General features: G+C 55.0%; 11 protein-coding genes and 2 pseudogenes. 6 read left to right on the top strand and 7 right to left on the bottom strand.

All coding sequences use genetic code 11. The features are described from left to right. Positions 1 to 366 precede the first annotated feature (366 nt). Together JFT58_RS20460 and JFT58_RS20455 are read left to right on the top strand one after the other, a co-directional pair. Positions 367 to 1,179, top strand: a complete 813-nt coding sequence (locus tag JFT58_RS20460) for a M949_RS01915 family surface polysaccharide biosynthesis protein (RefSeq protein ID WP_054896499.1) — start codon at positions 367 to 369, stop codon at positions 1,177 to 1,179. 108 nt (positions 1,180 to 1,287) lie between these two features. Next, complete coding sequence (locus tag JFT58_RS20455) at positions 1,288 to 2,202, top strand: site-specific integrase (RefSeq protein ID WP_034127441.1); 915 nt, start codon at positions 1,288 to 1,290, stop codon at positions 2,200 to 2,202. Between the two features lie 96 nt (positions 2,203 to 2,298). On the opposite strand, the gene JFT58_RS20450 is transcribed toward JFT58_RS20455, so the two are convergent. Further along, positions 2,299 to 3,510 carry a multidrug effflux MFS transporter gene (locus JFT58_RS20450; protein WP_054896498.1) on the bottom strand — a complete coding sequence of 404 codons (1,212 nt, stop codon included), beginning with the start codon at positions 3,508 to 3,510 and terminating at the stop codon, positions 2,299 to 2,301. A 157-nt stretch (positions 3,511 to 3,667) separates the two neighbouring features. Here JFT58_RS20450 and JFT58_RS30835 point away from each other — a divergent pair. Beyond that, positions 3,668 to 4,423 (top strand): annotated as a pseudogene (locus tag JFT58_RS30835) (MCP four helix bundle domain-containing protein); the annotation flags it as partial. Further along, complete coding sequence (locus JFT58_RS30830) at positions 4,418 to 5,281, top strand: methyl-accepting chemotaxis protein (protein ID WP_370694803.1); 864 nt, start codon at positions 4,418 to 4,420, stop codon at positions 5,279 to 5,281. The pseudogene JFT58_RS30835 and the gene JFT58_RS30830, both read left to right, overlap by 6 nt. Before the next feature lie 119 nt (positions 5,282 to 5,400). Here JFT58_RS30830 and JFT58_RS20440 read toward each other — a convergent pair whose 3' ends face one another. After that, on the bottom strand, positions 5,401 to 5,739 hold the full coding sequence (locus tag JFT58_RS20440; protein WP_054896496.1) for a hypothetical protein: 339 nt from the start codon (positions 5,737 to 5,739) through the stop codon (positions 5,401 to 5,403). 719 nt (positions 5,740 to 6,458) lie between these two features. Here JFT58_RS20440 and JFT58_RS20435 point away from each other — a divergent pair. After that, positions 6,459 to 8,093 carry a hypothetical protein gene (locus JFT58_RS20435; RefSeq protein WP_198834506.1) on the top strand — a complete coding sequence of 545 codons (1,635 nt, stop codon included), beginning with the start codon at positions 6,459 to 6,461 and terminating at the stop codon, positions 8,091 to 8,093. A gap of 221 nt (positions 8,094 to 8,314) precedes the next feature. Here JFT58_RS20435 and JFT58_RS20430 read toward each other — a convergent pair whose 3' ends face one another. The 3 genes from JFT58_RS20430 to JFT58_RS20420 form a co-directional block, all read right to left on the bottom strand. Beyond that, positions 8,315 to 8,905, bottom strand: coding sequence for a hypothetical protein (locus JFT58_RS20430; RefSeq protein ID WP_186572934.1), 591 nt, complete (start codon positions 8,903 to 8,905; stop codon positions 8,315 to 8,317). A gap of 531 nt (positions 8,906 to 9,436) precedes the next feature. After that, positions 9,437 to 9,655: an antitoxin Xre/MbcA/ParS toxin-binding domain-containing protein gene (locus JFT58_RS20425; RefSeq protein WP_186572936.1), complete on the bottom strand. Its 219-nt coding sequence runs from the start codon at positions 9,653 to 9,655 to the stop codon at positions 9,437 to 9,439. 330 nt (positions 9,656 to 9,985) lie between these two features. Next, positions 9,986 to 11,128 carry a hypothetical protein gene (locus JFT58_RS20420; protein WP_198834505.1) on the bottom strand — a complete coding sequence of 381 codons (1,143 nt, stop codon included), beginning with the start codon at positions 11,126 to 11,128 and terminating at the stop codon, positions 9,986 to 9,988. Positions 11,129 to 11,617: 489 nt separating this feature from the next. Here JFT58_RS20420 and JFT58_RS20415 point away from each other — a divergent pair, with 489 nt between their 5' ends. Then, entirely contained in the window at positions 11,618 to 11,836 is a 219-nt protein-coding gene (locus JFT58_RS20415) for a hypothetical protein (RefSeq protein WP_186572940.1), read from the top strand. Between the two features lie 36 nt (positions 11,837 to 11,872). On the opposite strand, the pseudogene JFT58_RS30365 reads toward JFT58_RS20415, so the two are convergent. Continuing rightward, positions 11,873 to 12,195: pseudogene (locus JFT58_RS30365) on the bottom strand (hypothetical protein). Further along, positions 12,188 to 12,296 (bottom strand): IS3 family transposase (locus JFT58_RS20410; protein ID WP_138762977.1); only part of this gene is annotated, 109 nt, incomplete at its 5' end. The pseudogene JFT58_RS30365 and the gene JFT58_RS20410, both read right to left, overlap by 8 nt.

Raw genomic sequence — 12,296 nt, 5'->3', positions numbered from 1 at the left:
AGCGTTCATTGGGCAAAACTACAGCCCGCAGGTTACAAAACGGGGCTAAAGATGATGCGTTTTCAATAGGTTAGTCGATAATCCACGGATTGCTCTCAAGTGTTGCCTACAAGGTTAAGCGCAAAAATGTGCAACGAATATGAAAGGCGGATGAAAAACTCGTTTATTTGACAGGCAGACAGCTTGGGTTCAGCTAAGTAATCAAGGCGTTACATGTAGGTCTCACAGGGCGACATCGGAGCTTCGTACAAGACGCTTGGTTCAATCTGAGCGAGGCGATCAGCCCAATGCTCGCCCTTCAACAATCTTCTCTGCATTAGCGCTCAAGTGCCGGTAAAGTAAGCCCTCTCTTGCCAGGGTACTCGGATGAATAGCGTGCAGCTTTTACGCGGCCAGTTGCGGCCAGCGCTGATGGGATTGTTGATGACGGTGGCCTGTGTCACCAGCGTGCGGGCCGATCAAGGCGTCGCGCTGACCCCACTGGACCAGGTGCCGGACGGGGTGGAAGTGCGCGGCAAGCAGGTCGCGGCTTATACCTGGGATGACCGCCAAGGCAAAAACCTGCTGGTACTCGCCGAGCAAGTCGGTGAGCGCGATGACGATGGTACCCAATCGGCCTTTGTCTACGCGGCGCAATACGTGCTGGGTGGCGAGCGCCCCAAGCGCGTGTGGATGCTGTACGACGATGTACAGCACTGCGAATTCGACGCAGGGCTGCGCTTTGACCGGGCTGCCACCAAGGTCACCGACCTGCTGGGCGACGGCAATACCCAGGCCACGGTCGGTTATTCGCGGGCCTGCACCAGTGATGTCAGCCCCAACGAATTCAAGTTGATCATGCATGCCGGCAAGTCCGAGAAGTATCGTCTGCGTGGCCTTGACCGCGTGGGCGCCAGTTGGTGGGACGAGGACGCTGGTGCCTTGCGCGGCATGCCCCTGCCCACCGACTGCAGCGTCGCGGCGCAGCAAGCGCTGGTCAGCCAATACAAGGAGCAGGGCACCGAACTGCCCCTGCCAGGCTGCTATGGCGACGAGAAGGACTTTGCCAAGGCGCCGGACAGTTACCTCGCTTTTATGCGCCAGCAGTGGTTCGCGCTGATGCAGCAACAGGACGCTGACTGGAGCCAATCCCAGGCCCAACCCCAGGCAGCCAGCGAAGACGACGAATCGGCCCCGTGATTTTGTGCCAGGGCCGGTCCTGGGTTAGACTCGGCCTTCGCCAATCCACTAAATACATCGACTAATCAAATAGTTGGTCGGTGTATTTAATCCAAAGGCTGATCTACCTTGACCGAGTCCATTTGCAACCCACTGACCCTATATCTCACCCGCCTGGCGCCTTCCAGCCAACTGACCATGCGCTACGTGCTGCAGGATGCCGCCGACCGCTTGGGTTTCGAAGACCTCAACCTCGAAGAGATTGACTGGCACCTGCTGCAGCCTGAACACGTCATCGCACTGGTGGCTGCCTTGCGCGAGGACGGCTTAGCGCCGAACACTTCGTCGCTGTATGTGAATGCGGTGCGCGGGGTCATGAATGAAGCGTGGCGCATGAGCTTGATCAGCCAGGACCACCTGTTGAAGATGCGCTCGGTCAAGGCCACACCTGGCACGCGCCTGAGCCAGGGCCGCAACCTGCGTCGCACCTTGATCCGCGAGATGCTCGACGTCTGCGCCGCCGACCCTCGGCCCCAGGGCCTGCGGGATGCAGCGGTGATCGGCCTGTTATATGGCTCGGGCATGCGCAAGTCGGAGTCGGTGAACCTGGACTTGGCACAGGTCAACTTTGACGAGCGCAGCTTGCGCGTGATCGGCAAGGGCAACAAAGAGTTGGTCAAGTACGCGCCGGACTGGGCGTTTGCCAAGCTGCAAGCCTGGCTGGCGTTTCGTCGCGAGCACCTCAAGGAAGGCGAGCAGGACGACAGCTTCCTGTTCAACCGCATCCGGCGAGGCAGCCATATCACCCGAGAGCGGATCACCAAGCATGCGATTTACTACATCGCGCGCCAGCGCGGCGATCAAGTGGGGGTCAAGATCATGCCCCATGATTTCCGTCGTTCGTTTATCACCCGGGTGATCGAGGAGCATGATTTGTCGATTGCGCAGAAACTGGCGCATCACACCAACATCCAGACCACTGCCAGCTATGACGTGCGTGACGACAATGAGCGCCGGCGGGCGGTGGACCGATTTGATTTGTAGGCTTGTGGATACGCCACGATTCAAATGTGGGAGCTGGGTTGCCTGCGAAGAGGGCCTCACAGGCAACCAGAATGTTGAATCTGCCTGCTCCTGTGCTCAAGAGGAAGGCGGGACGCTTGAGGTCAAGTGAGCCGGTAAGCGCCGCAACGTCCACAAGGTGGTCAGCATCGCGGCAAGCGCACACAGCGCAATACCGATCAACATCGGCGCCGGTGTATGGTCGGCAAAGATACCCACCAAGGTCATCGCCACAGCCGCTGTGACCATCTGGATCGCACCCAGCAGTGCAGACGCAGAACCTGCCACCGCACCATGATCCTCCAGCGACAGTACCCCGGCCGCCGGCAATAGCAGGCCAAGAAAGCCGAAACCGATAAACAACAGCCCCATCATCAAGCCCAGGCTGTCACCCCACAGTGTGGTGCCCGCCAGCAAGCTCATGACCGCCGCCACGCCCACCACCGACCAGCGAATCAACGGCGCCAGGCCAAAGCGGGCGCTGAGGCGGGCGGTCAATTGGCTCATGGCGAAAAACGAGGCCGCGTTGAGCGCAAAGCACAGGCTGAACTGGGTCGGTGTCAGGCCAAAAAACTCGATGTACACGAAGGGCGCGCTGCCGATGAACACGAAGAAGGTGGCCAGACCAAACCCGCACACCACCGACAAGCCCGTAAAGACCGGGTCGCGGAGGAGGGCGCCATAACTGCCGAACGCCTGGCCCAGTGTCTTGCCCAGGCGGCGCTCGGCCGGGTGGGTTTCTGGCAGTTGTACTGCGGTCATCACCAGACACAGAACGGCCACCACCGCCAACACGGCAAACACTTCGCGCCAGCTCCAGATCGAAATCACCACGCTACCGGCCAGTGGCGCGAGGATCGGCGAAACACTCATCACCAGCATCAACAAAGCCATCAGACGCGCCGCTTCATGGCCGGTGTACAGGTCACGGACAATCGCCCGTGGAATCACCATCCCCGCACAGGCACCGAACGCCTGCACCGCACGAAAGCCAATCAACACTTCGATGGTCGGTGCCAGCGCGCAGCCGACACTGCCAATGGCAAAGATCACCAGGCCCGCATAAATCGGCGGTTTACGCCCGAACACATCGCTGAGGGGGCCGTAGAACAACTGGCACACGCCGATAATCATAAAGAACACCGTCAAACTCATCTGCACGGCCGCCGGCGAGGCCTGGAGGCTGGCGCCCAGGGTGGGCAGCGCCGGCAGGTAGATGTCGATTGCAAACGGGCCGACGGCGGTGATCAAGCCCAGCAACAGGGCGAGACGGGCGATACGTTGAGGCATTTGGCAGATCCAGGTAGAGCAACGGACGGTCAGCTTAAGGGAACCGCGCAGATCCGCAAACTTAGGCTTCACTAACAAGCAACAGCTGCCGATACAGCTAGCAGCGACATTGAAACGGTTGGGTTCCCAACCGGCGTTCCTGGCACGGGGTACCACTATGACGATCAAATTACGCTTGGTGCTGTTGATTGCGACCGGGTTGCTCACGGCTTTGATCATGAGCCTGGCTGGCTACCTGGGCAATACGCGGATGGCCGATGCGGTACAGGACAACGACGTCAGCATGACGGTACTGCGCAACCACATGGAAGCCGACATGATGCACGACGCCCTGCGTGCGGATGTACTGTCGGCGATGTTGGTCGGGCTGAGCAAAAGCACCAGTACGCCGGCCGAGGTCAACAGCTCGATCAAGGAGCATGCCGAGCACTTTCGCGAGGTGCTGGCGGACAATCTCAAGCTGCCGTTGGACGCCTCGATCAAGGCCAGCCTGGAAAAAATCAAACCCAGCCTGGACACCTACATCAGTGCCGGCGAGCGCATCGTCGCGCTGGCCCTGGAGAATCCAGAGGCCGCACGAGGGGAACTGCAGACCTTCAATGCCGCGTTCAGCCAGTTGGAAGAACAAATGGCGGCGTTGAGCGAACTGATCGAAAACAATACCCAACTCACCAGCACCGGTACCCGGCAAACCATCAGTAACGCTAACTGGACCTTGATTATTGTATTGGGGGCGAGCCTGCTGTTGCTGCTGGCACAAGGACGTTGGGTGACCCTGAGCATCATGGGGCCGTTGCGCACCGCCAGCCGTATTGCCCAGAGCATTGCCCATGGCAACCTGAGCGAGCCGATTGCCGAACCCAAGAACCAGGACGAAGCCAGTGCACTGATTCGCAGCCTGGCGACGATGCAGCGGGATTTGCGCGGCATGATCGAAGTGGTTCGCAGCAATGCCCATGGCGTGAATGGCATGAGCGAGCGCCTCAGCCAGGGTTGCCATGAAGTGGCAGGCAGCAGCCAGCAACAAAGCGTCGCCGCCAGCACCATGGCCGCCGCCGCGAGCGAAATGACCGCCAGTATCGAAGAAATCACCCGTCACGCCCAACGTGCCCTGGACATGGCCAGTCAGGCTGAAACCCTGGCCAAGGACGGCGGCCGGGTTATCCACCAGGTGGTCAGCGACATGGACGGCATCGCCCGTTCTGCCCAACAGTCGGCGCAAGTGATCCGCACGCTGGACAAGGAGTCCGAGGCGATCTACAGCATTATCCAGGTGATCAAAGGGATTGCCGACCAGACCAACCTGCTGGCCCTGAACGCCGCCATCGAAGCCGCCCGCGCCGGTGAACAAGGGCGCGGCTTTGCAGTCGTGGCCGACGAAGTGCGCAGCCTGGCCGGACGCACCAGCGCCTCCACCCAGGAAATCGCCAGCATGGTCGGCAGTATCCAGCAAAACACCCGTGAAGCGGTGATCAGCATGGAGGAGGGTGTTGCCCAAGTGGACAAGGGCATGGCGGTGACTGCCGAAGTGGAACGCGCCATTCGCGAGATCCTCCAGGCCACGTTGAGCACTACTGAATTGGTCAATGATATTTCTCGCACCATCAGTGAACAGAGCTTGGCCAGTAATGAGATTGCTCATCAGGTGGAGAGGATTGCGGGGATGTCGGAAAGTAACAGTCGGGTGATTGGCGAGACGGCGTCGACGACGGATGAATTGTCGAGTTTGGCGGGGAAGCTATCGCAGTCGGTGGATCGGTTTAGGCTTTGATGGATAACGATCAGATATAACTAAACTAAATAGTCATTTAGTTTAGTTATAATGCATATGAATATGTACGGAGGCGAAGGGACCAGAATTCATGGCCCTCCATCTAATTTACGCGTGTATCACCAGGTTCGTCGGGTAACACTGCCCTGAGTCTGGTCGAATTCGCCTTGGCTCACCGTAATCGGTGCACCAATGCTCAAATCATCCGAATCTCGCTGCCAAAGCCTGAAAATCGGTTTGCCGGCCAGCTCCAAAACTACTAGGTCATCTTGGGTAGGTGGACTGACAATACTGTATTCCTCAGTGATTCCTGGGTATCCAAAGCTAACTGAAGCTGTGCCTTGATCAAAATCAGCGATTCGTTTTGGCTCAACATGAGCATCGACTTCAAGTGTGAAAATGTCCATTTCCATTGAGTCTGATTTGTTCTTGCGCGTGAAGGACAACTTGAATTTCATCCATGACCTCAATTATCGGTAGCTGTAGTTTGAGCGTGTAGATTCTCATGACGTGCTCGGATAAGCCAACCGTGACGGAGTTGTCGTCAGGTGTCGCGAGCCTGTTTGACTTACGCTTTACTGATATCCAGGTACGGGTTGCTGCCAAGTGATCGAAGCCTGTGCCAGGCTCGAAATCTGACCACCAGAGCCCCCCAGCTCCGCATAGGACGGTTCGCATAATGTATATTATGTTAAATAATGTATTATGTCGGATATGTTCATAAGCGACGTAAGTCACTGATTCGACGAATTCGTTATTACGCCTACTCTCCCAATGATGTGAGCGTTGAAACCAAAGCGGAACCTTGTCGTATCGCCGGAAACAATCTCCTCTCAACACGTTGCCCGCGACAGCTTAGGTGAAGCCTGAACTACAGCCAGGCACTGTCGAACCCAAAACGGAATGCCCCAACGGCGTAAGCTCGTTTTTTTGCATCCTGACACCTGCCGGAACCAAAACGGAAAAATGATGCAGCCTCCGTCTCTGGCGAACCTAACCAACTGAAATCTGTGTATTTCTCTTGGCTTAATTTCGAACGCCTGGTCATCGACGTTGGAACCAAAACGGAATAATGATGGGTTGCCCCATTCGTTTATCTTGAAGGATTGCTAAACCTCGAGACTTGGCTACATTGGGCCGAAGCATCGCCGTAATCGGCCCCATCAAGGACGTCAAGGTGATCCCAAGATCAATTCTCACAGACTGCGGTGAAACCGCATGTTGTACCAAAGCCAACGTCAACGACAGCGCCGAAGCCGATGGGCGCTCCGCGTCCCAATCGGCCCTGATTTACAGTTATCTGGCCTTGTTCCCAGCAAACATCGCCGCAGTCGAAACCTACGAGCATTTTTGCCGCTACGCTCAGAGCCTTTCGTCCGGTCTAAGAAGCAAATCTCGCATCGTGGCGTTCCTCGAAAAGTTTGTCCTCTGGGCGATCTGTATTGCGAGGAAGCCATTGGACGAGTTCACGGCATCCGATATCAGGGACTTCAGCGCCTTCTGCGCAGAGCCGCCAGAGTCATGGATTGGTACTCGGAAAGCGCGATTCGTTACCAACGCAGGCGCCGAGTGCCATGGCGGAGACTGGAAACCATTTGGGCAGTCGATAACAGACCCTGAACTGGGGTACGTGATTAATCGGTTTTTCAAATTTTTGAGCCCAGAATTGGGTACGCAACCCAGGCTGTCGAGATCCGATCTGTTCAGAGCACCGCGAGCGCCGTTCAGCGAACTTGACGATTCTCGGGCCCTGAAGTATCTCCAATACCTCGCCAACCTGCTGCCATGCACTAAAGTATCTGAGCGTAGTTTGTTCGTTTTCTCGGTTTGCTATCACCTTCGCCTGAGTTTCAAGGAATGGCGCTCAGAGCGCAGCCTCCTTTCGATGGCGTGTTTCTCATCAATAGACTCCAGCAATCCATGCTTTATCATGCGAGGTCATCTACGGGACTATCAAATCCCCGTCCACCAAGCCCTCGTAGATGAGATTTACAGATATAGGCGCAGCCTGGGCCTGACCGCCGTTCCATCCCCGGAGGAAATCGATCCAATACTCACTCAAGCCTTGCTAAACAAGGTGATGTGTAGGCTTCCCATAATGTCTGGCTTGGATTGTTCTCCAAGTGTTTTGCTTGATCGAGCCTTGGGTTTTCATCGCAGCGGGGTCGATCCGTCAGCCCCTGCTACCTCAAAGAGCGAGAGTTCGCGCCAGTATCGATTGGGCTGGAAGCGTAAGCAGCTTTCGATGCCGCGTAAGGACGTTCATCAACAAGCCCATGCGGATCAGGATGTCGGCTATCACTTACAGGAGTGCCCGCCTCCATTGTTTGGGATGCGACATAGGGAAGTATTCGTTCTTTCAAAGCCCCAAGCACAGGCTTATGCTAAAAACTGTTTTCCAAAAAGTTTATTCAATATTGCGGTGGAGTCGTTTGAGATCCTTCGGATTTATCGATCATGCAGTGCCGATCGGTTAAAGCTGGTGGCGCTTGAGAAGCTACTACTGTGGTCAATTTATGTAAAAGGTAAGAGCCTTTATTCACTAACCGCGTTTGATGCGTATGAGTTTTACGCGTTTTGTCTTGCTCCACCGGCGAGTTGGATAGGTAGTTATGCACGAGCAAGGCTGGACGCGGGAGCTATGGGTGTGCAGCCAAATCCCAGTTGGACTCCATTTGTCCACATTCCGGGCGGCGATCAAGAAAGGGGCTTGCGCGCGGCTCGAATCATGGACTGGTGTGATAACGTCTGTAACTCACTACTGGTTATGGAGTCGATCAATATTAATATTTTTTCTGGGCTGACGGATTAGGAATTTAGATATGCCACAAGATACATCTCGCTAGTCAAGTCGCAGAATACGACCACCCTCCTCGGCTCATCAAAAAATCCTATACCCAGACGTGTTAGCCGTGCTGACATAGTTAGTCAGTGAAGGACTGGCTATAGAGTCCAGCGTAATTCAGCGCATTGATGCGGCGTGAAATACGTTTGGTGTGCCACAGTTCTAGCGATACATTGGCCATACCGCTACTACAAGCCAAGGTCTCGAGCCAATAGCTTGGAGCGAAGGGCGCCTGTTACAAGCTCATCCTTAACCAAATGTTCTAGTAGTGCATATGTAAAGCCGGCCCATGAAGCTCCTAGGTAATCCTCGCCGGCATCAATAATCCATGCATATACCGGTCGCTGATTTTGATTTTTCATATGCGCCAGTGTTCTGAAGGCAACGGAGCCTGGCCCCTGAAGAATATCCATAGGTGGCGACGGGGAACGTTCAAAGCCCATATTTCCAAAGCTTGACAGCTGAAAGTAGGACTTCCTGAGATCGAGGTTGTTGAAGGGTTTTTCGAGTATTAAGGTTATCAGGCCGACAGAGTACTCCAGGCTCGCAGTTCGGAATACTTCATGTACCTGGTACGCGTCGAAACCCTCCCTTGTCGAAGCCCGCAGTACGGTGGAGTAGATATCGAGGATGGCCAGTGGTATCCTTTTATCCTTAGACCTGAAGGCAATTTCTCTCTGGTTTTTGTACGAACCGCTAATGCTTCGTTTACTGAAGCCAGCCACGCTCTCAGAGATACTTTGAAAGACTCCTTTGGTGTTCGTTTTATTATAGATCACTTGTCCTCCTTCAGTTCAATACTGTTATCAAACGGTAGAGGGTAGCGTAGAGCATCATGGTGCCTTGTCAAAGGTAGAGGTTGCATCGGGCATTAAGGTTTTACATTCATCTCTGTCGAGATAGTCCGCAGAAGTCAGGCTGTTAAACGCTCTCCTGCAAGTTATTATAGGCGCATAATCTATATATTGAAGTTATCCACTCAGCGAAGCTAGTGTCTCTAGCTCGGCGCTTACAGTTCAGTCCTAGGTAGATTTTCCTATAGGTCGAATTCTGAAGAATGAATTTTTAAACAGCGCTTATACATTGTATTGTTGTGTCTAACATCGTCCGGTCAGCGTCAATTTAATACTTAATGAGCGGCAAGATTTTCGCGTATTCACCGACGAGCGGTAGTCGGCTGCCTGGCCAGTGCGCAGACTGCGAACCGCAGGGCCCTGCAAGTGGTGAGCGCGGCGCTACAGCTGTCGAGGCTTACTTGAAGCGCCTCAAATTTTCAGGCGACACGCCTCTAGAGCGCTATTCGCGGCCAATCAGGCGATAAACCCATGCTCCAAGCGCCTGATAAACTCGATAACCGTTTCAGTCTCTAACCTGGTAGTGACCATAGCGGCAGGAGCTTTGCCGCCAAATGCTTTTACCGGACGTGACATCCAGTGCATGGCTGCGTCGATATCGCCGCTATACAAACGCTTCGCGGCGTCGAGAACTTCCAAATAACGGGCCTGTTGATCGGGGGGCAAAGTGCTCATGAGTACGCTCCTGCTGAGGTCTGATCCTAGACTACACCATCGCCATCCGTTCACTGTCTCCCCCCTTATAGGCGAGCCTGGTGCCAGTTTCAGGCGTGCCTATTACTAAGATCCCGGCAGGTGGTTATGTTGGCCTGAGGCTGGCGTCTCAGGAAAATGTGTAAACCAGTTTTTTGACGTGTAAAGCTGGGTGGTTTACACATCAAAAAATTGGTTTACACACCGGGTCGAGGGCGGTTTCAAGCGAGATCTCACTTCTCTCCCGGATTCCCTCCCCGTATCCCACTGCGTATCAGCACGCGTTGACTCAAGTCCACAACACCATGTTCGTCATTCGCATGCTCGCTGCAATTGCTCAGCAAACAGAGGCATATAAAGCTCAGACTCGGCTATTTGCCACCAAACCTTATTCTCGTCCTTGTCGGTGAAGGCCAGTAGATCGTGCGCCAGGAAGGTCTCAAAGCCCGCCCTCGCGACCTTATCTTGGGCGGTGAACTCGTAAAGCCCTGCTTGGACAAGTAGCTTTTTGACGATCAGCGGCAGCAACCAGGCGGAGAAAATGAGGTGGTTATGGCGAGGCCAGATGCTTCCCTTCTCACCATTTGCGGGGCCATGAGCTGCCGCGTTACGAGCGGCACAGAAATCGTGACCCCAGGCGTCGAGCGGGCGATTTACGTGCTTGTCCCAGTGCTTGCACCACCACTGTTCGTCCAGGCTCCCTTTATGCCAGATGGGCGGGTTCGGTAGCTCGTCGAAGTGTTCGTTGATGGCTCTGCGGAAGGCAGCTTTGTCATGCGGAACGTCAAGCAGCGTGTCTATGGCGACCCGCATCAGGATCAGTTCGGATCGTTCATCTATGGATGACGCATCGGTGTTGGCTCTGAGGAAGGAAACGACCGCTTCGTCGATACGTTCCTTAAGCTCCCCAACAGGTAGCTTGAGTAGTGCTTCAAGCAGTGGGATGTCGAGCGTAATTCGCGAGCTGTTGTCGACGTGGTAGGGGCGAATGAACTTGAGCCCTCCCCTGCCCGCCAGCATGTTTTGTGTTCCACCGTCACGCCGGCGCGTGGTCACACAGGAATGAGCAGGTGACGCGACATCAAACCGCTGCGCAACGACCTGGAGTGTGTCGGCGTTGCAGTAGTCGAGAGTGGAGCACAGCGACCGACCTACCAAGGCAGAGAATGCGAGATACGAACACTGAACCAGTCGCTGCTGGATCTGGGCATCCGAGGCTTCAAGGCCCGGTGTGTCTTCGTCCCAAATGATGACCGCGGCTTGCTGGATTGGCTGTGAAGGTTGAGAGCCGAACCCTCGATCGCCGTAGTTGCCTAGTACGCCGTCGAAAGCTTCCTGCGGTATGCCCAGCAACTCACCCGGAAGTCGACCTCGCTCGTAAGGGATCAAACGAAGATCTGCTATTCGCACCTCTTTGGTAGCAGATACCCACGGTAGAAAGAACACAACTGCCATAGCCCCTCGCTTCACTTGGTCATAAGATTGAAGAATCTTAGCTCAGCGATGAGTGATCAAATGGGACTGATTTCTTCCGCAGGGCTGAGTGACTAATCCCATGTCGAAGGCGAAGAATTCTAAAACGAAAAAGCCCCGAAAGGAGCTTTTGTGTGCGTGCAAAAATCATCTTGATAGTTACACTAGTCCGAGAAGGCACGTCAGAGAGTCAGTACCACACCTATTAGATTGGAGCACTGCTCGGACTTTCAGGCTGCATGCAAACACAGTATGAAAGTCAACCTCCGTTACAAGCCACGACCGACCCTACTCACGAGGCGGATCAATATAAGTGGCAAACTTCTTCTGCACACTCTCCAGCTTTCGCGTGAACGTAATGAGGGGAGCGGAACACGACCAGGGCGGCATCTTGAAATACCAAGACGCCTGCTTTACCGCGGGAAACCGTGATACAAGGTCTGCTGCCAACCTTACCAGGACACGCTAATCATGAAAGAGCTACGGACAGCCGCTGAAGTCCTTGAGCGCCTCAGCCATAACCAGGATGCGTTACGCGCCGCCGTCGAAGAGCTAGCCAAATGGGTGGGTGATCGAGGAGCATGCAGTGTGGTAGAAAATGTGAATGGTGCTCTGACGACTCTCGACGACAACATCGATGCCGTGCGACAAGGCATCGCGGAACTAGTAGCGGCGAGCGTCAAGCAATAGGTGGTCTCAAAATCTGTGCCTTTACGCGCATGATCGCTACGGCTCGGGCAGTGAGCGGTACCACTCAGCATAGGGCGTGTTAACAGCCTTGTGGCGGTTGTAGTCCGGGCTGCCGTCGCTCCACCATACCGGGCCCCTCTCCCCTAGTGCCCTTTTCGCCTGATCTACTTCTGCTCGAGCGGTGCGCATCTGATCTGCATGATTTGTTGCCTTCGCTACTTGACGGCTCTCCGCGCCTCCATCAGCACCTGCACCAGTTGCTGGCGCTGGTCATCAGATAGCGCGGGATTGCTTCAGCGCCATAGCTGACCTTTGACTACGAAGTAGCGACCGTGAATCGCCCCGGGTTTCCTAGACACTCTCCAGGCTCGCTGCGTAACGCTTTTCAAACTCTACCGGTGACAGCTGATTGTTGAAACTGTGGCGTCGTTTTGGGTTGTAAAACATCTCGATGTAATCG

The sequence above is a fragment of the Pseudomonas sp. MF6767 genome, assembly GCF_016405475.1.
Lineage (GTDB): Bacteria > Pseudomonadota > Gammaproteobacteria > Pseudomonadales > Pseudomonadaceae > Aquipseudomonas > Aquipseudomonas paracarnis.
The sequence above is the reverse complement of the archived record's forward strand: the minus strand, read 5'-3'. Positions and strand labels throughout refer to the sequence as shown.